The 26,287-nt window shown below is 61.5% G+C and carries 24 protein-coding genes and 1 tRNA gene; 15 read left to right on the top strand and 10 right to left on the bottom strand.

Annotation, left to right across the window (positions count from 1 at the left end):
* Nucleotides 1-19 precede the first annotated feature (19 nt).
* The 3 genes from ACN0SO_RS13725 to ACN0SO_RS13715 form a co-directional block, all read right to left on the bottom strand.
* The gene (locus ACN0SO_RS13725; protein WP_417678571.1) at nucleotides 20-874 is read right to left on the bottom strand and encodes a flagellar motor protein MotB; all 855 of its coding nucleotides are present in this window, start codon (nucleotides 872-874) and stop codon (nucleotides 20-22) included.
* A gap of 33 nt (nucleotides 875-907) precedes the next feature.
* Nucleotides 908-1,675 carry a motility protein A gene (locus tag ACN0SO_RS13720; RefSeq protein WP_417678569.1) on the bottom strand — a complete coding sequence of 256 codons (768 nt, stop codon included), beginning with the start codon at nucleotides 1,673-1,675 and terminating at the stop codon, nucleotides 908-910.
* 165 nt (nucleotides 1,676-1,840) lie between these two features.
* Nucleotides 1,841-2,854, bottom strand: a complete 1,014-nt coding sequence (locus ACN0SO_RS13715; RefSeq protein WP_417678567.1) for a KpsF/GutQ family sugar-phosphate isomerase — start codon at nucleotides 2,852-2,854, stop codon at nucleotides 1,841-1,843.
* On the opposite strand from ACN0SO_RS13715, the gene ACN0SO_RS13710 reads away from it, so the two are divergent.
* The 4 genes from ACN0SO_RS13710 (at nucleotide 2,853) to ACN0SO_RS13695 (ending at nucleotide 7,136) form a co-directional block, all read left to right on the top strand.
* Nucleotides 2,853-3,059 (top strand): hypothetical protein, encoded by a 207-nt coding sequence (locus ACN0SO_RS13710; protein ID WP_417678565.1) that lies wholly within the window; start codon nucleotides 2,853-2,855, stop codon nucleotides 3,057-3,059. The genes ACN0SO_RS13715 and ACN0SO_RS13710 overlap by 2 nt on opposite strands.
* A complete protein-coding gene (locus tag ACN0SO_RS13705; protein ID WP_417678563.1) occupies nucleotides 3,047-4,543 on the top strand; it encodes an outer membrane beta-barrel protein in 1,497 nt (498 codons plus the stop codon). The genes ACN0SO_RS13710 and ACN0SO_RS13705 overlap by 13 nt, the downstream gene beginning before the upstream one ends.
* A 218-nt stretch (nucleotides 4,544-4,761) precedes the next feature.
* On the top strand, nucleotides 4,762-5,955 hold the full coding sequence (locus ACN0SO_RS13700) for a lytic murein transglycosylase (protein ID WP_417678561.1): 1,194 nt from the start codon (nucleotides 4,762-4,764) through the stop codon (nucleotides 5,953-5,955).
* A 47-nt stretch (nucleotides 5,956-6,002) separates the two neighbouring features.
* Nucleotides 6,003-7,136 (top strand): GDSL-type esterase/lipase family protein, encoded by a 1,134-nt coding sequence (locus ACN0SO_RS13695; RefSeq protein ID WP_417678559.1) that lies wholly within the window; start codon nucleotides 6,003-6,005, stop codon nucleotides 7,134-7,136.
* A gap of 75 nt (nucleotides 7,137-7,211) precedes the next feature.
* Here ACN0SO_RS13695 and ACN0SO_RS13690 read toward each other — a convergent pair whose 3' ends face one another.
* Both ACN0SO_RS13690 and gltB read right to left on the bottom strand, forming a co-directional pair.
* Nucleotides 7,212-8,642: a glutamate synthase subunit beta gene (locus ACN0SO_RS13690; protein WP_417678557.1), complete on the bottom strand. Its 1,431-nt coding sequence runs from the start codon at nucleotides 8,640-8,642 to the stop codon at nucleotides 7,212-7,214.
* Between the two features lie 86 nt (nucleotides 8,643-8,728).
* The gene (gltB, locus tag ACN0SO_RS13685) at nucleotides 8,729-13,459 is read right to left on the bottom strand and encodes a glutamate synthase large subunit (protein WP_417678553.1); all 4,731 of its coding nucleotides are present in this window, start codon (nucleotides 13,457-13,459) and stop codon (nucleotides 8,729-8,731) included.
* A gap of 624 nt (nucleotides 13,460-14,083) precedes the next feature.
* Here gltB and ACN0SO_RS13680 point away from each other — a divergent pair.
* The 5 genes from ACN0SO_RS13680 (at nucleotide 14,084) to ACN0SO_RS13660 (ending at nucleotide 17,955) form a co-directional block, all read left to right on the top strand.
* Nucleotides 14,084-14,383, top strand: a complete 300-nt coding sequence (locus tag ACN0SO_RS13680; protein ID WP_417678551.1) for a DUF2282 domain-containing protein — start codon at nucleotides 14,084-14,086, stop codon at nucleotides 14,381-14,383.
* 171 nt (nucleotides 14,384-14,554) lie between these two features.
* Nucleotides 14,555-15,454: a DUF692 domain-containing protein gene (locus ACN0SO_RS13675; protein ID WP_417678549.1), complete on the top strand. Its 900-nt coding sequence runs from the start codon at nucleotides 14,555-14,557 to the stop codon at nucleotides 15,452-15,454.
* 19 nt (nucleotides 15,455-15,473) lie between these two features.
* Nucleotides 15,474-16,244 carry a DNA-binding domain-containing protein gene (locus tag ACN0SO_RS13670; protein ID WP_417678547.1) on the top strand — a complete coding sequence of 257 codons (771 nt, stop codon included), beginning with the start codon at nucleotides 15,474-15,476 and terminating at the stop codon, nucleotides 16,242-16,244.
* A gap of 13 nt (nucleotides 16,245-16,257) precedes the next feature.
* Nucleotides 16,258-16,836: a DoxX family membrane protein gene (locus ACN0SO_RS13665; RefSeq protein ID WP_417678545.1), complete on the top strand. Its 579-nt coding sequence runs from the start codon at nucleotides 16,258-16,260 to the stop codon at nucleotides 16,834-16,836.
* Between the two features lie 63 nt (nucleotides 16,837-16,899).
* Nucleotides 16,900-17,955 carry a threonine aldolase family protein gene (locus tag ACN0SO_RS13660; protein ID WP_417678543.1) on the top strand — a complete coding sequence of 352 codons (1,056 nt, stop codon included), beginning with the start codon at nucleotides 16,900-16,902 and terminating at the stop codon, nucleotides 17,953-17,955.
* Between the two features lie 108 nt (nucleotides 17,956-18,063).
* On the opposite strand, the gene ACN0SO_RS13655 is transcribed toward ACN0SO_RS13660, so the two are convergent.
* A complete protein-coding gene (locus tag ACN0SO_RS13655) occupies nucleotides 18,064-18,510 on the bottom strand; it encodes an Hsp20 family protein (RefSeq protein WP_417678541.1) in 447 nt (148 codons plus the stop codon).
* A 293-nt stretch (nucleotides 18,511-18,803) separates the two neighbouring features.
* Here ACN0SO_RS13655 and ACN0SO_RS13650 point away from each other — a divergent pair, with 293 nt between their 5' ends.
* Nucleotides 18,804-19,217: a hypothetical protein gene (locus ACN0SO_RS13650; RefSeq protein WP_417678539.1), complete on the top strand. Its 414-nt coding sequence runs from the start codon at nucleotides 18,804-18,806 to the stop codon at nucleotides 19,215-19,217.
* A 103-nt stretch (nucleotides 19,218-19,320) separates the two neighbouring features.
* Nucleotides 19,321-20,367 carry an alpha/beta hydrolase gene (locus ACN0SO_RS13645; RefSeq protein WP_417678537.1) on the top strand — a complete coding sequence of 349 codons (1,047 nt, stop codon included), beginning with the start codon at nucleotides 19,321-19,323 and terminating at the stop codon, nucleotides 20,365-20,367.
* 24 nt (nucleotides 20,368-20,391) lie between these two features.
* Here ACN0SO_RS13645 and hisN read toward each other — a convergent pair whose 3' ends face one another.
* Both hisN and ACN0SO_RS13635 read right to left on the bottom strand, forming a co-directional pair.
* The gene (hisN, locus tag ACN0SO_RS13640; RefSeq protein ID WP_417678535.1) at nucleotides 20,392-21,183 is read right to left on the bottom strand and encodes a histidinol-phosphatase; all 792 of its coding nucleotides are present in this window, start codon (nucleotides 21,181-21,183) and stop codon (nucleotides 20,392-20,394) included.
* A gap of 369 nt (nucleotides 21,184-21,552) precedes the next feature.
* Nucleotides 21,553-22,416 (bottom strand): N-formylglutamate amidohydrolase, encoded by an 864-nt coding sequence (locus ACN0SO_RS13635; protein WP_417678787.1) that lies wholly within the window; start codon nucleotides 22,414-22,416, stop codon nucleotides 21,553-21,555.
* A gap of 239 nt (nucleotides 22,417-22,655) precedes the next feature.
* Here ACN0SO_RS13635 and cpdR point away from each other — a divergent pair, with 239 nt between their 5' ends.
* The 4 genes from cpdR (at nucleotide 22,656) to ACN0SO_RS13615 (ending at nucleotide 24,283) form a co-directional block, all read left to right on the top strand.
* Nucleotides 22,656-23,015: a cell cycle two-component system response regulator CpdR gene (gene cpdR, locus ACN0SO_RS13630; protein WP_190293130.1), complete on the top strand. Its 360-nt coding sequence runs from the start codon at nucleotides 22,656-22,658 to the stop codon at nucleotides 23,013-23,015.
* Nucleotides 23,016-23,143: 128 nt separating this feature from the next.
* Nucleotides 23,144-23,218: transfer RNA gene (locus ACN0SO_RS13625), tRNA-Val, on the top strand.
* A 171-nt stretch (nucleotides 23,219-23,389) separates the two neighbouring features.
* Nucleotides 23,390-23,515, top strand: coding sequence for a type B 50S ribosomal protein L36 (gene ykgO / locus ACN0SO_RS13620; RefSeq protein ID WP_006932207.1), 126 nt, complete (start codon nucleotides 23,390-23,392; stop codon nucleotides 23,513-23,515).
* Between the two features lie 120 nt (nucleotides 23,516-23,635).
* Nucleotides 23,636-24,283, top strand: coding sequence for a tetratricopeptide repeat protein (locus ACN0SO_RS13615; RefSeq protein ID WP_417678532.1), 648 nt, complete (start codon nucleotides 23,636-23,638; stop codon nucleotides 24,281-24,283).
* A gap of 84 nt (nucleotides 24,284-24,367) precedes the next feature.
* Here the strand turns inward: ACN0SO_RS13615 and pyk are convergent, their stop codons facing one another.
* Nucleotides 24,368-25,804, bottom strand: coding sequence for a pyruvate kinase (pyk, locus tag ACN0SO_RS13610; protein ID WP_417678530.1), 1,437 nt, complete (start codon nucleotides 25,802-25,804; stop codon nucleotides 24,368-24,370).
* Nucleotides 25,801-26,202: a DUF1036 domain-containing protein gene (locus tag ACN0SO_RS13605; RefSeq protein ID WP_417678784.1), complete on the bottom strand. Its 402-nt coding sequence runs from the start codon at nucleotides 26,200-26,202 to the stop codon at nucleotides 25,801-25,803. The genes pyk and ACN0SO_RS13605 overlap by 4 nt, the downstream gene beginning before the upstream one ends.
* Nucleotides 26,203-26,287 lie beyond the last annotated feature (85 nt).

Genomic DNA, 26,287 nt, shown 5'->3' with positions numbered 1-26,287 from the left:
CCTGTAAAGGCGACGTGCTTCAGGGCCTGTGGCCGGGCGGGATCGGCGGCGCTTCGGCTTTCAGGAGGATGCCGATCCGCCGGTTCGCGGCGAGATAGGGATCGTTGGGAAACAGGGGTTCGGTGTCGGATTTGCCGATGACCGCATAAAACTGCTCGTCCGGAACGCCGTATTCATTGAGGATCTGTCGCGCCACGTTGGCGCGTTCCGTGGACAGATCCCATCCGGTGTAGGTCGGATCCATCGACTGTTTTCCGGCCGTCGTGTGGCCGGTGATTTCCACCCTGTTCGGCATTCTCGCGACAATCGGAGCCATCTTGGCGAGCAGTCGCCGGGTGGTTTCGTACGGGTATTTGGAGCCCTCGCGGAACATGGACCGGCCATCCTGGTCGACCAGCATGATATTCAGGCCCTCATCGGTTTCTTCCATGATGATGTTGTTGGAGATCTCGGTGATTTCCGGCATCTCCTGCCAGGCCTGGCGCAAAGAGGCTGCCGCGGTGGCGAACTGGCGCGGCTTTTCGATGTCCGCCTTCAGAGTGTCATAGGTATTGGCTTCCGGTCCCTGTTTCTGCCGGTTGTCGTGACGTTCCTGGGCGAAGTCGGAATCCAGTTCCTGAGGAACCTGGGTGACCTGCCTCATGTAATCGCGAACCGGAATGCCCTCGACTTCGATAATGCCGGTGCGCTTGGACGTTTCCTTCACGCCGAAGGCTTCGCGCATGGAACCGGCCACGACCTGCAGCTTCTGTTTGTCCTGGATGGAAAAGGAAATGATCAGAACGAAGAAGCAGACGAGAAGCGACATCAGGTCCGCGAACGTAACCAGCCAGTCCGGTGCGCCGCCTCCGCTTTTCTGTTTCTTTCTCGCCATAGCCGTCTTTCCCGTTGAATTCTGCCGTCCGGATCAGGCGGCGTCTTCCATGTCGGCCCGGATTTTTTCCGGCAGATAGGCGATCAGCATTTCCTTGATGAGCGCCGGGCTCTTGGATTCGCGGATCTGCAGAACACCGTCGATGATCAGGGTCTGGTTGAGTTCGTCGACGTCGAATTTGGCGTCCAGCTTGTCCACCAGCGGAAGGCAGATAATGTTTGCAATGAGGGCGCCGTAGAGCGTTGTCAGAAGGGCGACAGCCATGGACGGGCCGATCGCGGCCGGATCGTCCATGTTGGCGAGCATCTGCACTAGGCCGACCAGGGTTCCGATCATACCGAAGGCGGGTGCCGAATCTCCGAGCGCCTTGAAAACGCGCCGCCCCTCCGACAGGCGCGACAGCTGCAGATCCCGCTCGCGCTCCATCGATTCCCTGATGAATTCGTGCTCATAGCCGTCGGCGATGTACTGGACGCCCTTGGCAAGGATCGGGTCCGAGACGTCGACGTTTTCCAGTCCCAGGGGACCGGATTTGCGGACAACTTCGCCGAGGGTGGTGATTTCGGCGATCAGGTCGCGCGGGCTCTGGTTCTTTCCGGCCAGGGCGACTTTCGAGCCCGTGGCCAGGGCAGAGATGATGTCGGAAAGCTGGAAACGGATGAGCGTTGCCGCGAATCCGCCTCCGAACACGATCAGAACAGAGGGGACATCGACGAATTGCCCGAAACTGCCCCCGATAAAGATTGCCGTGACCACGATGCCGAAGGCACCGATGATACCGATTAGGGTCGCCAGATCCATTCTGTACACCAAACCTTGAGGCAGACCATCCGCCGTCATCTGGCCGACAGTTTAGGTTTGGCAAGGCTAATCAAATCCTAACCGCGGACAGGGAAATCGAATTTCCCGGTTCAATTTATGCTGAAGAAGCGGCTGCCGGGCCGAACGGGCCCGTCAATCAAGGTGTCAGGCTGCGCCGATACGAAGCAGGTCATGCAAATGAATAATCCCGACCGGGCGTTTTTCATCCGCAACGAAGACCGAAGTGATCGCCGAACTGTTGATCAGCTCAAGCACTGCGGCAGACAGCATGTCGCCCGGAATGCTCTTCGGGTTCGGCGTCATGATGTCGGTGACCGGCTTGTCGAGGAAGTTCGTGGAGATGTGCCGGCGCAGGTCGCCATCGGTGATGATGCCGATGAGATGGCCGATTTCATCCACCACACCCAGTACGCCGAAGCCCTTCTGGGTCATCAGGACGATGGCGTCGCGCATGACCATGGCTTTGTGTGCCAGCGGCAGGGCATCGCCCTTGTGCATGATGTCCTGGGCAGCGGTCAGGCTCGCGCCGAGACGACCGCCCGGATGGAAAATGCGGAAATCCTGAGCCGTGAAGCCCCGGTATTCCAGAAGCGCGATGGCCAGTGCGTCGCCTGCGGCAAGCTGGACCAGGGCGGATGTGGTCGGCGCCAGTCCGTGCGGGCAGGCCTCCGTGACACTCGGCATTTTCAGGACGATGTCGGCGGCGCGGCCCAGAGTGCTGTCTTCCGACTTGGTGATGGCGACCAGCGGTACCTTGAAGCGGCGCGTATAGGCGACGATGCCGGCGAGTTCCTGGGTTTCGCCGGACCAGGACAGGGCGATAACCACATCGTCCTGGGTGATCATGCCGAGATCACCGTGGCTGGCTTCGCTGGCATGAACGAAAAAGGCCGGGGTTCCCGTCGAAGCGAGTGTCGCGGCCAGCTTGGTGCCGATATGGCCGCTCTTGCCGATGCCGGAGACGATGACGCGCCCCTTGATACCGGCGATCAGTTCAACCGTTTTGCTGAAGGGGGCGGACAGGCCGTTCTGCAATGCGGCCCGGAGGGCACTCAGGCCGGCAATCTCGGTCTCCAGTGTGCGTTCTGCGGAAACGAGCGGCCGTGCGGACGCTTCCTGTTCACTCGTCACGATCGCATCCTGGAGCGGGCTGTGCATGGCTGATCCTTTATTATCCTTATACCCCGACCTGATCTGTCTACGCCAGCGTCCTGCTCAGCGCAAGCCGGGTTTGGCGCAAAACAAGCGTTTCGAACCGCTTTCACTTTTGGCGAAAAGCAACCAAGCGTTAACCATGTTTCGCCAGTGTGCGCTTGTGTCCGGATTTTCAAATTTCTTACAAGGCCTTGAATGTCGCGCCTGATCTGCCTGACGATTTGTTTCTTGCTGTTGCAGGGGTCCGCCCTGCGCGCGCAGGAAGGTGCGATCGATTTGCGCGGCAGCGTGGATGAGCGGACCGCGCCCGATGAAAGCGCGGCCGTTCCGACGACCGCCGATCCGACCAAAGAATTGCAGCGCCGGGAGTCTGTCTACGAATTGCAGAACCGGAATTCGGTTGTCGGACTGCGGAGCACGCTGAACGCGGCCTCCGCGGAAGAAGGCTCCACGGGCCTTGGTACCGCCGGGCGCGTGACGCCGATCCGCGTGTTTTCAGACCGTCTGTCGGCCGCCCAGGGAATCGCGGCAAGCCGGGGTGAAAGCCTGGATACCAGTGTTTTCGATGGCGAAACCACTTATGACCAAGCCGAAGGCATCCGTCTCGGCTCGTTTACGATCACGCCGGAGTTGAGCGTGACCGGCGGCTGGACGGACAATGCAGAGGGAACCTCGTCGGGAACTTCCAGCCGTCTCTACCGGGTGGCTCCAAGCATTGCGGGCGCGTCGAACTGGTCCAGGCATCAGCTCGATTTCGCGCTGAGGGGGAGTTATATCGGTTATCCGGAGGAGCCCAGCCAGAGCGACCCGAGCCTCAACCTCTCGACAACGTTCAGAGCCGACCTGAGTGCGTCCACGACCGCGACTGCCGGATTGCGCTACAACTATTCCCGGGAAGACCAGTCCAGTGTGGAAAACATCTCGGGCGACAACGATGTCCATGAGCTGACGGGCACGCTCGGCTTTACGCGGGATGTCGGTCTCGTTTCGGCAACCCTGGGCGCAAACGTCGATAGGACGTCCTACACTTCGAGCGGGGGAGCTGCTTCGACGAGCGGACGGGACAACACCCTCTACGCGGCGAGCCTTCGCCTGGAAGGAAACGGCGGCGCCATTTTCGAACCCTTTGCGGTCGGTTCGCTGTTGCTGCGCCGGTTCGACAAGACCTGCAACGATGCGATTTGCGAAAACCGGAATGCGAACGGTTACGAGCTGCGTGGCGGCTTGACGATCGCAGCCAGTCCGAAGCTGACCGGTGAGGTCAGCGGCGGCTGGCGGATCGAGGATATCGACGACAACCGCCTGGCTGCGCTCCAGGGACTGGTCGTGGATGGAACGCTGGTGTGGTCTCCAAGTCGTCTGACGACCGTTACGGCGGGACTGAGCACGAGTTTTGAGCCGACGGACCTTGATTACGTGTCCGGGTCGATCATCTATTCCGGGGATCTGCGTGCCGCCCATTCCTTCTCCGACCGTTTCGTCGGGGAGGCCGGGGTCGGCTACAGTTACCGGACCTATCAGGGGGATTCCATCGAGACGAACACCCTGACCGGTTTCCTCGGCCTGACTTACGCGGTCACGCGCAACGTCGCGTTTGAAACGCAATACAGCTACACCGCCTATGACAGCACGACAGCGGGCGGCGACTATACGAAGAATTCGATCGAGGCGGGTTTCAGATTCCGTCATTGATCAACCGGACAAAACTGACGGCAGGAATAAGGCGGACGTGTTTGGGGCGAACACGTTTTCGCCGTTGTGAGGTGGCAATTTTGTGATGCGGGGTTGAGGGGCAACTGGAAACGAAGATGCGGAAAAGCGGGCACGAGGAGGCCTGTATGGATTGTTTCAAAAGAGACGGGACGCGGATTGAAGCCGGAAACACCCAGCCTACGCATAGGAGGGGTTTTGTGCGCAATCTGCTTGCCGCCGCTATTCTTACCCTGACCACGGCAGCGGCCCAGGCGGACGCGGGTTTCAACCGTTTCATCAAGGACCTCTGGCCGGATGCGCGGGCTGCGGGCATCAGCACGGCAACGTTCAATCAGATCTTTACCGGAATGGACCCGGATCCGGACACGGTTCGGTTGATGGACAAGCAATCGGAATTCGTCAAACCGATATGGGACTATCTGGATTCCGCGGTTTCGGACGCACGCGTCGAGCGCGGCCAGGAACTTCTTCGGGAATACGACAGTGTCCTGACCAGCATTGAATCGCGCTACGGGGTCGATCGCGAGGCCGTTCTCGCGATCTGGGGCATGGAAACCAACTACGGCGGTTTCATGGGCCGGCACAATGTGATCAGGGCCCTGGCCACACTTGCCTATGAAGCGCCCCGCCGCAGGGATTACTGGCGCAGGGAGCTGCTCAAGGCCATCAGCGTGGTTCAGGGCGGACACGTCCGCTTCGAGGACATGGAAGGATCCTGGGCCGGAGCCATGGGCCACACACAATTCATGCCGTCGAGCTGGGAAGCCTATGCCAAGGACTACAACGGCGACGGACGGCGGGACATCTGGACATCGATCCCGGACGCTCTCGCCTCTACCGCCTATTATCTTCAAAAGCACGGTTGGCAGACCGGCAAGACCTGGGGCTACGAGGTCACCCTGCCGGCCGGGTTCGATTTCCATCTCGCCGACGACAAGACGACACTGACCGTCGGCGAGTGGAGCCGCCGCGGCGTTTCGAGGGTGAATGGCAAGTCCTTTCCGCGTGCTTCGGACAGGGCCATTCTGGTCATGCCTGCGGGTGCGAGCGGACCGGCGTTTCTCATGCTGAAAAATTTCTACGTGATCAAACGCTACAACCACTCCACCTCCTATGCGCTGGCGGTCGGGCATCTCGCCGACCGGATCATCGGCGGCGGTCCGCTTGCGGGCGACTGGTCGCGGGAATATCTGCCCTTGTCGCGAACGGAAACGACCGAACTGCAGCGGGAACTGAATCGTCGGGGATTCAATGTCGGCGAGGCGGACGGCAGGGTGGGGCCGGCGACCCGCCGCGGCATTCGCGCCTACCAGAAGGCCAGGGGCCTTGTCCCGGACGGTTACCCCTCGGTGGTTTTGCTGGCACGGATCAAGCTGGACAGCTACAATTAGGTACAGGGTCCGTACCCTTGGTTCGAATTCGAGAATAAGGCGATCCCGTGTGCATCTTCGGCAAAAAGGCTTTGGGACGCGGCCTCAAGTGTCTGGCCGTCGTCCTGCTTGCCGTGTCGACTGCCCTTGTGGTTCTGGAACCCATGGAACCGGCTTTCGCCCAGAGCGGGGCGCGATCCGGAGACAATTCCCGGTCGTTCAATCCGTTCCGGCCGCTGCTGCGCCTGTTCGGCGGCGGACGGGATCGCCCGGTGAGGAAGAAGGCAGACAAGCCGGTCAAGCGTGTGTCCCGTCCGGCAGAAACGCCGCCGACCTTTGCCGAAGAGCCGAAAGATCCCGACGCAGGCGTGATTCTGGTTGTCGGAGACCGGATGGCCCGAGGCGTCGGCGGCGGGCTGAAATATCTTCTCCACGACAAGCCGATGGTTCGGGTGGAGCTTCTGACGGAAGATAAGAAAGGCCTTGCCGGAGACGCAGCGCCTGACTGGGATACCCAGCTGCTGGCGAAAATCCGCAGCGAGGATGTCAAGGCGGTCGTGGTCATGTTGGGCCAGCATGATCTCGGACAGCAATTCCCGGGTGAGCCGCCGGTCGAATTCCTGACCGACGCCTGGATCGAAACCTACAGAAAAAGGGCCGGGGACCTGGTGCGCACGGTCCGGCAGGAAAGAAAGCCGCTGGTCTGGGTCGGGTTGCCGCCGACGAATGCGGAAATTACGAATGCCGATTTCGGCCAGTTGAATGACATCTTTCAGGGGGAACTGTCGGATTCGCGGACGTGGTATGTCGATATCTGGGATATTTTCCTCAACGAGGAAGGCGCCTTTTCGTCCTACGGTCCCGATGTTGACGGCAAGAACGCCCGGTTGCGTGCCGGCGACAAGATTGGATTTACCTGGGCCGGGTATCAAAAGGTCGCGTTCTTCGTCGAACGCGAACTGTCCCGCATTCTCGGCGGCTATGGGGGCTATGCCTTTGAAGGCGTGGACGACGATCCGGATTTCATCGTGCTGACGGGGCGGGTGACCTCGCCCGAGGACGAACTCCTTGGCGGGAAAGACATGTCGCCGGACCTGAAGGACGACTCGGTCGCCTATCGCTTCTTCGTCAAGGGCGAAAGCCTGCCGGAAATGCCGGGACGGGTGGACGATACGAAGCGGGCGGTTCCCGGCGGGTCCTGAAATTCAAAGCCGATAGTAGTGAAACAATAAGGGCCGCCCAAGAGCGGCCCTTCGTATTTCTATTCCCGAAAGGGCCTACCGGGGCAGGTTGGTCGAACCGGTCAGGAAAATGTCCACGGACCGGGCCGCCTGGCGGCCTTCGCGGATGGCCCAGACGACCAGGGACTGGCCGCGGCGCACGTCGCCTGCGGCGAAGACCTTGTCGATGCTGGTCCTGTAGTCGTCGGTATTGGCCTTGACGTTGGTCCGACCGTCGAGTTCCAGACGGCCGTCGGCCTTGGCGATATAGGTGTCCAGCAGCGGACCGGAGAAACCGATGGCCGCCAGGACGAGATCCGCGCGCAGGATGAATTCCGTGCCTGCGATCGGACGGCGCTTTTCATCGACTCGGGCGCATTTCACACCGGTGACATGGCCGTCTTCGCCGACGAGTTCCAGGGTCGCGGCGGAAAACTCGCGTTCGGCGCCTTCGGCCTGGGAGGACGAGGTGCGGAATTTCGTCGGCCAGTAAGGCCACACGGTCAGCTTGTCTTCCTTGAGCGGCGGGATCGGACGAATATCGAGTTGGGTCACGGACAGCGCCCCCTGGCGGAACGCGGTGCCGACGCAGTCGGAGGCCGTGTCGCCGCCGCCGATGACGACCACATGCTTGCCGGCGGCCCAGATCGGTGCTTCGCCGGTTTCCGGCTCGTTGCCGACCCTGCGGTTCTGCTGAACCAGATAAGGCATGGCCCAGTGGCAGCCCTCCAGTTCCATGCCGCCGACGCCCGGATCGCGCGGACGTTCCGCGCCGGCGCACAGGATCACCGCGTCATGGCGTTCGGCCAGCTCGTCGAGCGTGACCGTGACGCCGACATTGACGCCATAGTGGAAGGTGACGCCTTCGGCTTCCATCTGCTCGACCCGGCGGTCGATGTAGTGCTTTTCCATCTTGAAGTCGGGAATGCCGTAGCGCAGCAGGCCGCCGGCTTTGGCTTCGCGTTCATAGACGTGGACGGTGTGTCCTGCGCGGGCGAGCTGCTGGGCCGCGGCCATGCCGGCCGGGCCGGAACCGACGACGGCGACCGCCTTGCCGGTCTTGATCGCTGCCGGCTGCGGCACGATCCAGCCTTCCTGGAACCCCTTGTCGGCAATCGCCTGTTCGACACTCTTGATGTTCACCGGAATGTCTTCGAGGTTCAGCGTACAGGCTTCCTCGCAAGGCGCCGGGCAGATCCGGCCGGTGAATTCGGGAAAGTTGTTGGTCGAATGCAGGTTCTCGCAGGCCAGTTCCCAGTCGCCCTGATAGACCAGATCGTTCCAGTCCGGGATCTGGTTGTCGACAGGACAGCCGTCGGGGCCGTGGCAGAACGGGATGCCGCAATCCATGCAGCGAGCTGCCTGGTTCGTGATCTCGCCGTCGTTGAGCGGGATCGTGAATTCACGGAAGTGGCGAATACGGTCCGATGCCGGCTGGTACTTCTGTTCCTGCCGATCGATCTCGAGAAATCCGGTAACCTTGCCCAAGGCAACCTCCTTGCAAACACATGTCTCAATGACCGGCTGCGACCGGGCCCGAAGGCCCGAGAGCCGGCGCGTTTCTATTCCGAAGCTTATTGAGCGGCGACGCCCAGGCGCTGTTCTTCCATCTCCCGCAGGGCCCGGCGGTACTCGACCGGCATGACCTTGACGAATTTCGGACGGTAGGTCGCCCAGTTATCCAGGATCATCTGAGCCCGGGTCGAACCGGTGTACTCGATGTGCTTGGCCAGAAGCTGGCGCAGACGTTCGTCGTCGTGCCGGGTCATGTCGCCGGTAATGTCGACGCGGCCCTTGTGCTCGATGTCGCCGCCATGGTGGTGCAGTTTTTCCAGAAGGTCGTCTTCTTCGGAGACCGGCTCCAGATCGACCATGGCCAGGTTGCAGCGCGATCCGAATGTGCCGTCTTCATCGAGCACATAGGCGATCCCGCCCGACATGCCGGCCGCGAAGTTGCGCCCCGTTTGGCCGATGACGACGACGACGCCGCCGGTCATGTATTCGCAGCCGTGATCGCCGACACCTTCGACGACGGCGACGGCGCCGGAGTTGCGCACGGCGAAGCGTTCGCCGGCGACGCCGCGGAAGTAGCATTCGCCTTCGGTCGCGCCGTACAGAACGGTGTTGCCGACGATGATGGAATCTTCCGGGATAATGCGGGTGTTTTCCGGCGGGCGGACGATCAGGCGACCGCCCGACAGGCCCTTGCCGACATAGTCGTTGGCATCGCCCACCAGATCCATGGTCACGCCCTTGGAAACGAAGGCGCCGAAGGCCTGGCCGGCGGTGCCCTTGAGATTGATCCGCAGGGTGCCCTGGGGCAGGCCCTTGTTGCCGTAGCGCTTGGCGATCTCACCGGACAGCATGGCGCCGACCGACCGGTCGACGGAGCAGATGGTCTCGTCGACGATCGTCGGTTCCTTGGTGTCGAGCGCGGGCTTTGCTGCCGCGATCAGGCGGCGGTCCAGAATATCGTCGATCGGATGCTTCTGGGTCTCGGTCCAGCGGATCTCTTCCGGCTTTGCCTCCGGCTGATAGAAGATCTTCGTGAAATCGAGGCCTCGGGCCTTCCAGTGATTGATGGCGGCTTCCTTGTCGAGGAACTCCGAGTGGCCGATGATCTCCTCCAGCTTGGCGACGCCAAGGGAAGCCATCAGTTCGCGCAGTTCTTCGGCGACGAAGAAGAAGTAGTTGATGACGTGTTCCGGCGTGCCCTTGAAGCGCTTGCGCAGGACCGGATCCTGGGTGGCGATGCCGACCGGACAGGTGTTCAGGTGGCACTTGCGCATCATCAGGCAGCCGGCCGCGATCAGCGGGGCCGTGGAGAAACCGAATTCATCCGCGCCGAGGAAAGCGCCGACAAGCACGTCGCGGCCGGTGCGCAGGCCACCGTCCACCTGCAGGCACACGCGCGAGCGCAGGCCGTTGAGGACCATGGTCTGCTGGGTTTCGGCAAGGCCGATTTCCCAGGGGGACCCGGCATGCTTGATGGAGGTCAGCGGCGACGCGCCGGTGCCGCCGTCATAGCCGGAAACGGTGATGTGGTCGGCGCGCGCCTTGGCCACGCCGGCGGCGACCGTGCCGACGCCGACTTCCGAGACGAGCTTGACCGAAATGTCGGCCGCCGGGTTGACGTTCTTCAGGTCGTAGATCAGCTGCGCCAGATCCTCGATCGAATAGATGTCATGGTGCGGCGGTGGGGAAATCAGGCCGACGCCCGGCGTGGAGTGACGCACCTTGGCGATGACCGCATCGACCTTGTGACCCGGAAGCTGGCCGCCTTCGCCGGGCTTGGCGCCCTGGGCGACCTTAATCTGGATCATGTCGGCGTTGACCAGATATTCGGTGGTCACGCCGAAGCGGCCGGAGGCGACCTGCTTGATCGCGGAGCGCTGCGGGTTCATCGATCCGTCGGGAAGCGGGTTGAAGCGTTCGGGCTCTTCCCCGCCTTCGCCGGTGTTGGACTTGCCGCCGATCCGGTTCATGGCAATCGCCAGCGAGGTATGCGCCTCGCGGGAGATCGAGCCGAAGGACATGGCGCCGGTCACGAAGCGCTTGACGATCTCGGACGCCGGTTCGACCTGGTCTAGGCTGATCGGCGTGCGGCCGAGCTCTTCGGCACTCTTGATGCGGAACATGCCCCGGATCGTGAATCGGCCGGTTTCCGTGTTCACCATCTTGGAGAATTCGCGGTACATGTCCGGCAGGTTGGAGCGGACCGCATGCTGCAGGGTGGCGATGGAATCAGGCGTCCACATGTGGCTTTCGCCGCGAGTACGGTAGGCATATTCGCCGCCGACCTGCAGGGAATTGCGCAGGATCGCGAGATCGCCGAAAGCATCCTCGTGGCGCAGCACGGTTTCTTCCGCCACTTCGTTGAGGCCGATGCCTTCGATGGTGGTGGCGGTGCCGGTGAAGTATTTCTGCACCAGCTCGCTCGACAGGCCGACCGCATCGAAGATCTGCGCACCGCAATAGGACTGGTAGGTCGAGATGCCCATCTTGGACATGACCTTCAGGATACCCTTGTCGATGGACTTGATGTAGCGGTAGACCACCTCGTGGGCGTCGACTTCTTCGGGGAAGTCCATTTCCGCATGCATCAGGAGCAGGGTTTCGAACGCCAGATAGGGGTTGATCGCTTCCGCACCATAACCGGCCAGGACGCAGAAGTGATGCACTTCGCGGGCTTCGCCGGTTTCGACGACAAGACCCACGGACGTGCGCAGGCCCTTGCGGATCAGGTGATGGTGGACGGCCGCCGTTGCCAGCAGGGCCGGGATCGCGATCCGGTTCCGGCTGATCAAGCGGTCCGACAGGATGATGATGTTGTCGCCGTCCAGAACCGCCTTTTCGGCGCGCCGGCAGAGTTCGTCCACGGCATCTTCCATGCCGCTGGAGCCCTTTTCGGACGAATAGGTGATGTCGAGCGTTTTGGCGGAGAACTGGTTGTCCGCGATGTCGCCGATGGCGCGGATCTTTTCCAGATCCTCGTTTGTCAGGATCGGCTGGCGCACTTCAAGGCGCTTGGAGGTCGACAGGCCCTTCAGGTCGAACAGGTTCGGGCGCGGGCCGATGAAGGACACCAGGCTCATGACCAGTTCCTCGCGGATCGGGTCGATCGGCGGGTTGGTCACCTGCGCGAAGTTCTGCTTGAAATAGGTATAGAGCAGCTTCGACTTGTCGGAGAGGGCGGAAATCGGCGTGTCGGTGCCCATGGAACCGATGGCTTCCTGGCCGACGGTGGCCATGGGCTGCATCAGGAGCTTGATGTCTTCCTGGGTGTAGCCGAAGGCCTGCTGGCGGTCGAGCAGGCTTTCTCCCGCGACCGGCGCGCGGCCGCGCACTTCCGGCATATCCTCCAGAACGATCTGGGTCCTGTGCAGCCAGTCCTTGTAGGGGTTGGCGGTCGACAGTTCCCGCTTGATCTCGTCGTCGGAGATGATGCGGCCCTGTTCCAGGTCGATGAGCAGCATCTTGCCCGGCTGCAGGCGCCACTTGCGCACGATGCGTTCTTCCGGCACCGGCAGCACGCCGACTTCCGAGGACATGATGACGAAGTCTTCGTCGGTGACGATGTAGCGCGCCGGACGCAGGCCGTTGCGGTCGAGGGTCGCGCCGATCTGCCGGCCGTCGGTGAAGGCGACGGCGGCCGGGCCGTCCCACGGCTCCATGAGGGCCGCGTGATACTCGTAGAAGGAGCGGCGGTTGTCGTCCATCAGCGGGTTGCCGGCCCAGGCTTCTGGGATCAGCATCATGGCCGCGTGGGCGAGCGTGTAGCCGCCCATGACCAGGAATTCCAGGGCGTTGTCGAAACAGGCCGTGTCCGACTGGCCCTCATAGGAAATCGGCCAGAGCTTGGAGATGTCGTCGCCGAACAGCGGCGAGGAGACCGAAGCCTGACGGGCCGCCATCCAGTTGACGTTGCCGCGCAGGGTGTTGATCTCACCGTTATGGGCAACCATCCGGTAGGGGTGCGACAGTTCCCAGGACGGGAAGGTGTTGGTCGAAAACCGCTGGTGCACGAGCGCCAGCGCGGAGACGAAGCGCTCGTCCTTCAGGTCCTGGTAGTAGGCGCCCAGCTGATAAGCGAGGAACATGCCCTTGTAGACGATTGTCCGGCTCGACATGGAGACGACGTAAAAGCCGCTCTTTTCCAGGCCAAGCTGGGTGCGCACCTGGTTGGAAATGACCTTGCGCAGAACATAAAGCCGGCGTTCGAAACTGTCCGGGTCGGTGGAACTGGTGCGCTTGATGAAGACCTGCTTCGACACCGGTTCGGTCGCGGCGATGTCGGGTGCTTTCGACAGGCTGGAGTTGTCGACAGGCACATCGCGCCAGCCGATCAGCTCTTCGCCCTCGGCGGCGATGGTCTGTTCGATGATCGCTACGCATTTCGTACGGATGGTTTCGTCCTGGGGAAGGAAGACGAAGCCGACGCCATATTCACCGGCTTCAGGCAGGTCGATGCCCTTGGCGGCCAAATCTTCCTTGAGGAACGTGTGCGGGATCTGCACCAGCATGCCCGCACCGTCGCCCATCAGCGGATCCGCGCCCACGGCGCCGCGATGGGTCAGGTTTTCCAGCACCTGAAGGCCATCGGCGATGACGCGGTGGGATTTCTCCCCCTTCATGTGGGCAACAAAGCCAACGCCGCAGGCGTCGTGTTCGCGCGACGGATTGTAGAGCCCTTTTGCGGCGGCCGCGCCCAGTCGTGTGGCAAGGGTGGTACCGGTTGCGGTGGTTTTCGCCGCGTGTCCCTCTGCCTGCATGGTCGTGCCGGTCGTCAGCTCGATCTTCGTCATGTGCGCCCTCAACGTTACCCCAGTCGCCGCCGTGGTTTGAAGCGTCGGGTCCCGTTCGGGTCGCGTTCCTGTCCGGACGCGGCTCGTGCGACGACCCCGGCTTCAGCCCCGGCTCTGTCGAAATATTTAACGCCTCGCTTCCAGAAAGCGAACCGTCTTAATGACGCGGCCCGTTTGTAAGGGCCGCCGGGAGCTTCCCGCTCCCGCCTTTCGGCGCCATCCCTTTGGCAGCCGAGCGGTCAGCCCGGCCTTTTCGATCCGATCGGTTCACCGCCTCGCTCAGGCCTATTTTGAACCTTCGATCAAAAAGGGACAGTGATCCTGTCCTATTCCAAGCGGCGCGACCATGCCAGATTTCGAAGCCAGGGGCAAGACCGTTTATATACTGTAAAATTACAAAAGTTTCGCCCTCAATGTCCCAATTGCGAATTAATGACGTACGAGGGCGGTTCGGACGTAAGATTCTTTCGTCCGTCCAAAATGCTAGAATTGTTGTTCATTTTTTAGTCACGGCCGTTTGATTTCCTATTGATGGGCGAACTGTCCACTTTTCGAGCACGGCAGGTGCGACCGGATGTCGTTATGCCGGCCCGAACGAATTGCTTTTGATCCCAGGAGTCCGCAATGAAAACAAAGGTCATGTCCGCTGCTATCGTCGCAGGTGCCGTTGCAACGGCACTTGCCGGAATTTCGGTGCCCGGTACTGCAAATGCCCAAGCGAAGGAAAAGTGTTATGGCGTGTCCCTGAAGGGGCAGAATGACTGCAAGGCCGGCCCCGGCACCACGTGCGCCGGGACCTCGACGATCGATTACCAGGGCAACGCATGGACCCTGGTTCCGAAAGGCACCTGTGAAACCATGGAATTGCCCGACGGCCGCAAGGGATCGCTGACCGAGCTCGACCGCGACCTTCCGAAGGCCTGACGCCTTTTGCGTATCGACGCATGCATAGAAAGCCGGGCGCCTTGCCGCGTCCGGCTTTGATATTCCGGTTGCGACCTGAAGAGCGACCCGAAACACTGGCCAAAAACACTGGCCCGAAAAACCGGCCGGCAACCCGCCGGCGTCGCGCCGAGCACCCTTGAGGAGGTCCTTATGACATCCGACCCGGACAGCCAGACTGCCCATTCGCGCATCGCTGAGACGGTTCCGGCCCGTGCGGGCGCGGGGCTGAAGGGGGAGCATGTGGCGGAGATCCTGGAGACCCGGCCGGAAGTCGGGTTTTTCGAGGTTCATGCGGAGAATTACATGGGGGCAGGAGGCGTCCCGCACCGCCAGCTGGAGTCGATCCGCCGCGATTATCCGGTGTCGCTGCACGGCGTGGGCCTGTCCATCGGCGGCGAAGGACCGCTCGATCGGGATCATCTCAAGCGGTTGCAAGCGTTGAATACCCGCTATGAGCCGGGGCTGTTTTCCGAACACCTGGCGTGGTCGACCCACGATGCGACCTATTACAATGACCTTCTGCCGGTACCTTATGACGAGATGACCCTGCAGCGGGTCTGCGACCATATCGACAAGGTCCAGGAGGTCATGGGCCGCAGGATGCTCCTGGAAAACCCCTCGACCTATGTCGCCTTTGACCGGAGCACCATGAGCGAGCTGGACTTCTTGCGCGAAATTACCCGCCGGACCGGCTGCGGCCTGCTGCTCGATGTCAACAATGTTCATGTCTCCTGCGTCAATCACCAAAGGTCTGCCGAAGACTATATCGATGCCTTTCCCATGGAAGCGGTCGGCGAGTTGCATCTGGGCGGTCACGCGCCGGATACGGACGACGAGGGCCGACCTCTTTTGATCGATGCGCACGACCGGGAAGTCGATCAGGCGGTCTGGGCGCTCTATGAAGAGGTCCTGAAGCGTTCCGGTCCGCTGCCGACGCTGATCGAATGGGACAACGACGTGCCGGCATGGTCCGTGCTTCTCGCGGAGGCGCGGGCGGCGGATGCAATTCTGGGCCGGATGACGGGTTCGGAGCTGAAACGTGCTGTCTGATCCCGAGTTACCGGATACAATGTCATCGTTCTCCGCCGCGCTGACAGATGCGGATCTGCCGGTTCCGGACGGTATCGTCGGACCTGACGGCGAGCCGGCGCCGAAACGCTTCAACGTCTACCGCAACAACGTGATCGTCAGCCTCACGGAGGCGCTCGCGCAGACGTATCCGGCCATCGAACGGTTGCTCGGAGACGACTATTTCAAGGCGCTCGCACGCAGCTTCGTCATCGATCATCCGCCACGTTCGCCGGTGCTTCTGTGGTACGGGGCAAAGTTCCCGGACTTCATCGAGGCTTTCCCGCCGCTTGGCCGGTATCCGTATCTGGCCGATGTCGCGCGCCTGGAATGGACCTGGCTTCAGGCCTATCACGCGGCAGATGACGAACCGCTCGATCCGCAGGTGCTGGGTTCGGTGGCGCCCGAGCGTGTCGGCGAAGTTCGTTTCAAGCTCCATCCGGCCGCAAGCTGCGTCAGCTCGCCCTGGCCGGTCTTGTCCATTGCGCTTGCCAACCGGTTTTTGCCCGAAGATCCGCCGGTGGTCGATCTTGAAACATCCGAAAGCGTGCTGATCACCCGGCCCGAGCTGGACGTCGGCTTGCAGCTGATGCGCCCGGGCGCGGATTTGTTTTTCCGGGCGCTTGAAACACACACTCTGGGGCAAGCGGCCAACAAGGCCCTTGCGGAGATACCCGAATTCGATTTGTCTGGGTGCCTGTCCGATTTTCTGTCCGCCGGAGCCTTTTCCGGCCTCGTCGTGAATGACACGCCGGCGGATCGGTCAGCTTGATAGAGGGGAAGTTATGATCGGTTTTCTCACGAGGCTTTACGGCGGCTTCTTCGGCGGGTTGGAGCGGCTGACCAACGGCTGGCTGCTCGGCCTTGCCGCCCGGTTCGTGTTCGCCAGCGTCCTGCTCGTCTATTTCATCAATTCCGGACTGACCAAGATCGGTAATGGCCCGCTGGGTTTTCTGTCACCAAGTGACGGGGCCTATGCCCAGATCCTGCCGACCCTGATGGAAAAGGTCAGCTACGACACCAGTCAGATTGCCTTTTTCCCCTACGGACTCATCGTCCTGCTCGGCACCTGGATGGAGTTCATTCTTCCCGTCCTGATCACGGTCGGCCTGTTTACGCGCGCGGCCAGCCTCGGCATGATCGTTTTCGTGGTCGTCATGACCTATGTGGACATTACCGGCCATCATGTCGGGGCGGAGACGATCGGGGCGCTGTTTGACGGCAATCCAAGTTCGCTCATTGCCGACCAGCGGCTGATGTGGATCTTCGTGCTTCTGGTGCCGGCCCTGAAGGGGGGCGGATATCTGTCGCTCGATACCCTGCTCGGGTCCTATTACCGCAAGCGTGAGCGCTATTACTATTAAAGTGCGCTCGGATCCCGGTTTCGCGATCTTGTCGGCTGGCGGATTTGCTGATTAAACCGGGGCATGAACTTCGCCAGTGACAATTGGGCGGGTGCCACGGAGCCGGTGATGGCTGCCCTGGCCCGCCATCAAGCCGGAGCCGTGCCGTCCTACGGCGTGGATCCGATCTCCAAATCCGTAACGGACCGGCTCTCGGAGATTTTCGAGCGTGAGGTCGCCGTCTTCTTTGTCGGGACCGGCTCGGCGGCGAACGCGCTGGCGCTGTCGGCCTATGCGAAGCCGGGTGCGGCGTTCTTCTGCCATCCGGATGCGCATATCCAGGTCGACGAATGCGGCTGTCCGGAATTTTTCACCGGCGGCGGCAAGCTGGGTTCCGTTCCCGGGGAAAACGGAAAAATGTCGCCGCAGGCGCTGGAAACGGCAATTGCCGCCTTTCCCGAGGGTGTCGTCCATCACGGGCAGGCCGCTGCGGTGTCCATTACCCAGGCGACCGAAAGCGGGACTGTCCACAGTCTCGACGAGATCCGGGCGATCAAGGCGGTCGCGCAGACGCGAGGCCTGCCGCTTCACATGGATGGCGCCCGCTTTGCCAACGCGCTTGTTTCTCTTGGGTGTTCGCCTGCGGACATGACCTGGAGGGCGGGTGTCGATGTCCTGTCCTTCGGGGCGACGAAGAACGGCTGCTGGTGTGCGGAGGCTGTCGTTTTTTTCGACGCGGCAGCTGCCAGGGGCTTCGAATATGCGCGCAAGCGCGCCGGGCATCTCTTTTCCAAAAGCCGGTTCATCGCCGCCCAGTTCGAGGGCTATCTCGCCGACGACAACTGGCTGGCGACGGCTGCCCACGCCAATGACATGGCGCTACGGCTTGCCGAAGGCATTCGCGAAGCCGGCGGGCGCACGGCCTGGCCGGTGGAGGCCAACGAGCTGTTTCCGATCCTGAAAAAGGCGGACGCCGAACGGCTCAAGGCCGCCGGTGCCTTTTTCTATGAATGGCCGGCCAGCGGTGTGCCGGCAGAAGCAGGGCCTAAGGAGGACGAAGTCTGCCTCCGCCTTGTGACGAGTTTCGCCACGACCGAGGCGGATGTGGAGCGGTTCCTTGAGATACTGGCTGGAAGCTGAGCCTTTCGGGTCATAATCTTGGCCGAAACGAAACAGGGCGCCCGGTCTCCCGAGCGCCCGTTTCGGCTCTGACGGTCTCCGCCTTTTTCAGGCGGAGCCGGAGCCTCCTTAGTGAGCCTTGGTCTCGATCTGCTTCGGCGCGCCGGAGCCGATTTCGATCTTGCGCGGCTTCATGGCTTCCGGGATCTCGCGGACGAGATCGATATGCAGGAGACCGTTTTCCAGATGGGCGCCTTCCACACGGACGTGTTCGGCGAGCTGGAAGCGCCGTTCGAAGGCGCGCGAAGCGATACCGCGATAGAGAATGTCGCGGGTTTCGTCTTCTTCCTTCTTCTCACCCTTGATCGTCAGCACATGTTCCTTGGCTTCCAGCGACAGGTCGGCTTCAGCAAAGCCTGCGACGGCCATGGTGATGCGGTAGTTGTTCTCTCCGGTTCGCTCGATGTTATAGGGCGGATAGCTCGGTGTTTCGGAATTGGCCGAATCGAGCATGGAGAACAGGCGATCGAATCCGATCGTCGAACGGTGCAGGGGGGTAAAATCAAAATGACGCATGGTTATGTCCTCTTCTGATGAGCAACGGTTCCACTGACTTCCATGGTCCCCCGACTTCGGCGGGACGCGGACAGTCCTTGCAGCGCAGGCCCGTTTGGCGCCTGCATCCAAGAGATGGGAACGGCAATTTTCCCTTTCAAGAGGCAAAAAGCCCGTTCGTTTGCGCGGGCGGGGGACACGGGCCGGGAAGCTGAACGGCACATGAACAAGGCTTTCCGGTTAGGTTCAAGTGCAGCGGGTCATCTTGTCTTCAACGCCGGCACAGGGCTGGCGATGAGAAAAGGAGATCCGTTATGTCCATTTTGAAGTCCCTCGTTTCCGCACCGCTGGCCGGCGCATTCCTGATCACCGCCGTATCTCTGGGCGGCGCTGCTTCCGCCCAGGCTGCAGGTGCCCAGTTCCAGGTTCCGGAATCGGTCGCGGTCCAGAAAGCCGGTTTCCGCGGCGGACGTGACGGTGGCCGTCATTGGCATGGGAACCGTCCGGGTCACTGGGGCCGCATGGGGCCGCACCAGATCCGTCGCAGCCTGAAGCATCGCGGTTTCCACCGGGTCCGCATTGTCGATGCACGTGGTCCGGTCTACGTGGTCAAGGCCCGTGGCTGGCGCGGCGCACCGGTCCGGCTCGTGGTCGACGCGTTCAACGGCCGGATCCTGCGCAAGCATGTGACCCGTCGTCATCACGGCGGCTGGGGCCGCAGCTGGTGAACACAGAAAACAGGCGCCCCTGACGCAGGGGTGCCCGTTTCCGGTTGAGGACCGGATCGGCCGAAGGTATCAGTGAAGAACCGATTCCTTTGCAAGTTGCCGCATGACCCTGATCGATCATCCCGAAAACCCCATTCCCGACGGCGCGGTCACCGGCATGATCACAACTCCGGACGGTACCGAACTGCGCTATGCGCACTGGGGCTCCGTCGGGGGCAGGCGCCGCGGCACGGTGACCCTGCTGCAGGGGCGGGCGGAATTCATCGAGAAATATTTCGAGACCATTCAGGACCTGCGCGGGCGGGGCTTTGCCGTGATCACCTTCGACTGGCGTGGGCAGGGCGGATCGCAACGGTCCTTGCGCAATCGCGCGAAGGGGCACATTTCCGGGTTCCGGCAGTACCGTCAGGACCTGGAAACGGTTCTGAAGAAAGTGTCGCTCACCGAATATCCGGGACCGCATTTCGCTCTGGCCCACTCGACGGGGGCGTCGATCCTCCTGTCGGATTCCGCCCGCTTGCGGACCATGCTGGACCGGGCGGTGCTGATATCACCGCTGATGGGGCTGGCGGACTTCAATCTGAAAAAGACCCGGCCAGGCCTTTACAGGCTCATTAAATTCCTCAGCTTCGGGCGGTATCCGAAGCCGGAGGTCACCAGATATACGCCCGGTGCCCGGAATTTCCTGGAACGGATTGCCTTCCCCCTGGCTGCGATATTTTCCTGGATCGGGCTGGCCCGGGCGTTCATCCCCGGCGGCAGCCGCAATTTCCTCATTCCTTTCTCGGAAAACAGGCAGACAAGCGATCATGACCGGTTCGCCCGGTTCAATGCGGTGCTGGTCGCCGCGCCCCAACTCGGGGTTGGGTCTCCCACCATTGGCTGGCTGCACAGCGCAGCGCGGTGCATGCTGTCCTTCCGGCGACGCGACGCGGGCCAGAAGGTCATGCTGCCCTGCCTGATTATTGCCGCGGGCAACGACCGTATCGTCTCGACAAGGGCAACGGAGGAGTTCGCCTCCCGCTGCCGGGCGACCGGATATATCGAGATCGCCGGATCGGAGCACGAGCTGCTGACCGAAGCCAATGTATACAGAGATCAGTTCTGGACGGCGTTCGACGCCTTCGTGCCCGGGTCCGACTACGAATGACGAATTCGGTCCCGGGTCCGGCCCCTAGACTGCCGCGCCTTCCAGCATGTGCAGGACCTTTTCATGCAGGCGTGGATCACCGCAGGCCAGGATCTGGCCACCGTCCACGGGCGAGTTGCCTGACCATGTGGTCACGACGCCACCGGCTCCTTCAATGACCGGAACGAGGGCCGCAATATCATAGGCCTTGAGACCGGATTCGATCACCAGGTCCGCCATACCGGCAGCGACCATGCAATAGCCGTAACAGTCGGTGCCGAAACGGGTCAGGGTCGTGGCCTTCGCGACGGCGTCGAAAACCGGCTGCTCGGCGGCGGAAAAAAGCTCCGGCGCGGTCGTCAGCATGACCGCGTCCCCGATCCGCTCGCAGGCACGGGTTTTTAGCTGCCGCTGGCCGATCGGGCCCGTGTACCAGGCCGATGTGCCGTCGCCCGCATACCGTTCCTTCACATAAGGTTGGGCCATCATGCCGAGACAGGCGCGGCCGTTGGTGCGCAGCCCGATCAGCGTGCCCCAGGTGGGCAGCCCGGTGATAAAGGCACGGGTACCGTCGATCGGGTCCAGAATCCAGACGTTTTCGGCATCGAGTTTTTCCGGGCCGTGCTCTTCCCCCAGTATGCCATGATCGGGGAATTCCGCATTGATCAGAGCCCGCATGGCCTCTTCTCCGGCGCGGTCGGCGACCGTCACGGGATCGAACCCTGCATCAAGTTTGTTCTCGACATCATGCCCCGATCGGAAGTGCGGCATGATCGCTGCCTCGGCTGCATCGGCGAGCCGGTTCAGAAAATCCGCATGGATATGCGATAAGTGCATGGCTGGGTTGTTCATTTGGAATGCCTGTATACCGAGTGCAGAGAGTCTGGAGGCGTCAGTTTGCCTCATTTTCTTTTTAGGTCAGTGACTTAAATTGGTTAAAGCAACAAGCAAGAGCCAAGCAGAAGGTCGGTGCCCTATTTTAGGGCATCTCCTGCCTACAAGGTGGGCTTGACCTTTGTGCGACGCAATGCGAATTTGTTGCAGCGCGAAAGGATCTTTCCTATTAGCGCCGCCCTCCTTGGGCGTTTCCTCCCTAGACTCGGGCCGCCTCTTCGTGAGTGCGGCCTTTTTTTTGCCCGTTTATCGAGTTTTTCGCCTGGTGACAATGCGGCTACGGGGTGATCTCGGGCAAACGCCCAATGCGGGTTATTCGGCTGCGATGGAGTCGGCGCCGAAGGCGGTATCCGGCATGGCCGTGAGTTCGCGCACGAAACTCGCCAGATGGTCCGCAAGGGTGTTGAAACCCGAATGAAGGGTGTGGGCACCTTCGTCCATGTAAAGACCGCGGTTGATTTCGATCTGCAGTGCGTGAAGCCCGCTTGCGGGCCGGCCGTAGTGTTCCGTGATAAAGCCGCCCGCATAGGGCTTGTTTCGGCTGACCGTGTAGCCGTAGCCCTTCAGAAGCTCCGTGGCGAAATCGGTGAGTTCGATGGCGCAACTCGTACCGTAACGGTCGCCCAGGATGAAATCGGGCCGGGTTTCGCTCGTCTGGCATTTGATGGTCGACGGCATCGAATGGCAGTCGATCAGGATCGCGTGGCCGAAGGTAACGTGGGTCTGGGCCAGGAGCCGGCGCAAAGTGGAGTGATACGGCTTGTAGATGTCCTCGATCCGGGTCATGGCCTCGCTGACCGGCAGGCGGTGCCGGTAGATCTCCTGGGCCTCGCTGACCACGCGGGCCACCGTACCGAGGCCTCCGGCCACCCGGATGGAGCGAATATTGGCATAAGACGGCAGACGGCCGTCGAACATCTTGGGGTCGAGTTCGTAAGGCTCGCGATTCACGTCCAGATAGGCGCGGGGGAAGTTGGCCTTCAAAAGCGGTGCGCCCAATCCGACGACGTTCATGAACAGCTGATCGACATAGGCGTCTTCGGAGCGGCGGATCGCGAGTTCGTCCAGACGGGACGCATCGAGGAAACTTGCCGGATACTCGCGGCCGGAATGCGGGGAATTGAAGATGAAGGGCAGGCGCTGATCGGCGGGCGCCAGAACTTCAAAGGCCGGCAAGCCGTTGAAGTCGGCCTGCGCCGCATCCGCGGTATCGCCGTCGCTCGTGTTTGGCAAATTTCGTCCTCGTTTCACTGTCATTCCCATCGTGCCAAGGAATCAACACGCAGTCCACAGAAACCGGCTCAAAACAGGGGGAGAACGGTTTCACCCTATCTTTACGCGCATTTCGGACTATAACCGGCGAGGGAGGTGGATTGTCCCTGCCTCACCGGTACGGAGAAGAATGGTTGACCAAGATGCCGCGTATCCTTCTTGCGGAAGATGACAACGACATGCGTCGGTTTTTGGCCAAGGCGTTGGAAAACGCCGGTCACGACGTGGTGTCTTTCGATAATGGAAAAAGCGCCTACGAGCGCCTGCGCGAAGAGCCGTTTTCATTGCTGCTGACGGATATCGTCATGCCGGAAATGGACGGCATCGAGCTGGCCCGCCGGGCGACGCAACTGGACCCGGACCTCAAGGTCATGTTCATCACGGGTTTTGCGGCGGTGGCTCTCAATCCGGAATCGGATGCGCCCAAGGATGCCAAGGTCCTGTCCAAACCGTTCCACCTGAAGGATCTCGTCCAGGAAGTGGATCGGATGCTGGCGGCCTGAAGCGCGATCTTTTCGGCCTCCGTGAGAATTGTTTGACAGTTCTGCGAATTGGGGTCTTGCACTGATCGGCGATCCCCGTTATATCGCACTCCACCACGGCGCTGCGGCGTCGAAATACCGAGAAATTCGGGCGTGTAGCTCAGCGGGAGAGCACTTCGTTGACATCGAAGGGGTCACAGGTTCAATCCCTGTCACGCCCACCATTTTTGCGGTTTTCGGGAGTTTTTCGAAAAGCGCAGGCGGTTTCCGGAAACGGGCCGGCGCAATGCATAAGGCATGCAGCGGTCCGAAACGGAGATAGCCACCATCAAATCGGGCGCCTCAGGCGCTCGTTCACGTTTTAGGGAAACAGGGCCCTTTCGGGGGACAGTACAATGAAGATCAAGAACTCGCTCAAAGCGCTGATGACCCGTCACCGGGACAACCGCATGGTTCGCCGCAAGGGTCGCGTTTACATCATCAACAAGAAGAATCCGCGCTTTAAAGCCCGCCAGGGCTGAGGAAACCCTTGTACGGCGGCCCGGCCGCCCCGGTTTCGCGTAAAAGTGATTTCTTCATTGTCCGTTTAACGGATTGACCGCTGCAGCCGGCAAGGCATACTTGTCGGCATGCGGCTCTTTTTGTTTATCCTCCTTATGTCGCTTGCCGCCCCGGCAAGCCTTGCGCAACAGGCCCCCGAGCTTGGGCCCGATGTCGATACCCCGTCCCTCGACGACCTGCATTCCCTTCCCGAAAATGAAGAGGACGAGACAGGCGGAAAGGTCGTTGCCGACGGCACGGATCAGGACCAGAAAGCCCTCGATGAGCTGTTCGAAAAGCTCGGCGGGGCGGAAACGCCGGAACAGGCGCTCGCCATCGGCCAGAAGATCCAGGCAAAGTGGCTCGAATCGGGAAGCGATACCGTCGATGCGCTGATGTCTCGTGCCGCGGCTGCGCTGAGGGCCAACAAGTATGGCCTGGCGCTCGATCTGCTCGACGTGGTGGTAACGCTGAAGCCGGATTTCGCCGAAGGCTGGAACCGGCGGGCGACGGTCTATTACGTGCAACAGGATTTCGGCCGGTCGCTGGCGGATATAGAGCGGACGCTCGCGCTTGAGCCGCGCCACTGGGGCGCGCTCTCCGGCCTGGCAATTATCCAGCGCCGGATCGGCGAGGATGACAAGGCGCTGACGACCTTCCGCCGCGCACTGGAAATCAATCCCGGCCTCAAGAATGCCAAGGAAGCCGTTGACGAAATGGAGAAGGAAGCCGAGGGCGACGCGATCTGAGCGGCCCGATGCTCTCGTCACTGATATGAAAACGGCGGCCTCGGGCCGCCGTCTTTCGTTGTGCTCGATAAATCGATTAAGCCGTCAGATGCCGCCTTGACCGTCGCTGCCGACGAAGGCGATCCGCAGCATGTTGGTCGATCCGGGCGTGCCGAAGGGCACGCCGGCGGTCACGATAATCCGCTGGCCGGGCCTGGCGAACCCTTCCGAATAGGAAATCCGGCAGGCGCGGTCGACCATGTCGTCCTCGTTCGTGGCGTCCTCGCTCACCACGCAATGCAGGCCCCAGGCAAGCGACAGGCGCCGGGCCGTGGTGATCACCGGAGACAGAACGATTACCGGGGAGGCTGGACGTTCGCGCGACGCCCTGAGACCGGTCGCACCGGACGTCGTATAGCAGACGACCGCGGCCAGCTTCAGCGTTTCGGCGATCTGGCGGGCGGCGGCTGAAATCGCGTCCGCACCGGTCGCTTCCGGCTCCGTGCGCTGGGCATGGATGATGGTGAGGAAATTGGGGTCGCGTTCGACTTCGTGGGCGATCTTGTCCATCGTCTCCACCGCCTCGACCGGATAGGAGCCCGCCGCGGATTCGGCAGACAACATCACCGCATCTGCACCTTCGAACACGGCTGTCGCCACGTCGGACACCTCGGCGCGGGTCGGAACCGGGGCGGAAATCATGGATTCCAGCATCTGGGTGGCGATCACCACCGGCTTGCCGGCGCGCCGCGCTGCGCGGGTGATCTGCTTCTGCAGGCCCGGAACCTGTTCCAGCGGCAGCTCGACGCCGAGATCCCCGCGGGCAACCATGATGGCGTCGGACAGTTCGATAATCTCGGCCAGACGACCGATCGCCTGCGGCTTTTCGATCTTGGCCAGAACGCCGGCTCTACCGCGGGTGATCTTGCGCACTTCGGCGATGTCGTCAGGGCGCTGGACAAAGGACAGGGCGATCCAGTCGACATTCTGGTCCAGAGCCGCGACCAGGTCCCTGTGGTCCTTTTCGGTCAGGGCGCTAGTGGCGATCTCCGAATCGGGAACGCTGACGCCCTTGCGGTCGGACAGCTTGCCGCCGACCTCCACTTCGGTGACGGCGCGGGTGCTGGAGGCTTCGATGACGCGCAGCTGGACCTTGCCGTCGTCGAGCAGGAGCCTGTGGCCCGGCTCAAGCGCCTTGAAGATTTCCGGATGGGGCAGATAGGCCCTGTTGACGTCGCCGGCCTTGGAATCGTTGTCCAGGATGAACCTGGCGCCGTTTTCGAGCTGGACCGGGCCGTCGGCGAACGTGCCGACGCGAAGTTTCGGCCCCTGCAGGTCCGCCAGAATGCCAATCGGTCGTCCGACTGATTCTTCCACCGAACGAATGCGTTCAACCAGCATCTTCAGACGATCATGATCCGTATGGCTCATGTTGATGCGGAACACGTCCGCACCCGAGCGATATAGTTTTTCAATGATGTCTTGTTCTGAGGAAGAGGGACCGAGAGTTGCCAGGATTTTAACTCGCCGGTTACGCCTCATCGCCCACCTGTCCCCTGTTGCACCGGCTCCGTAAGCTGGACGGTCCAGCTGCTTTGCTCACCGGTGTCTATTTCGAAAAAGCCCGTACGTTCATACCCGCGGGCGACGCAGTCTTCAATTCCGCGGATGGTGAATTCCTTTTCACGGGTGCACATGAAGGCACGTCCGCCCCATTCGCCGAACTGGTCGTAATCAACTGCGTAGATGTAATAGTATCGTGACACCAGCGAACCTGGAACCAGCGTTTCGCAGGAACTCGGTGTCAGATTCCACCAGCCCTCGGTGACCCAGTCGTTCTTGTCCTTGTAGCCGATCGCCACGCCGACCTGACTTTCGGTCTTGTTGCACAGGCGCAAATCGGCTTTCGCCGAGCCGCCGAAGACAGCGAGAGACAGCATGGACAGAAAGGCGGCGCTTGTCGCTTTTCCGACAAAGCCAAACCCAGCCTGCTTTCCGGCCTGGCGTCGTTTCCTGTCCCTAGTC

The sequence above is a fragment of the Roseibium sp. genome (assembly GCF_048260565.1).
Taxonomy (GTDB): domain Bacteria; phylum Pseudomonadota; class Alphaproteobacteria; order Rhizobiales; family Stappiaceae; genus Roseibium.
Note: the sequence above shows the minus strand (reverse complement) of the source record. Positions and strands in the feature narration are given on the sequence as shown.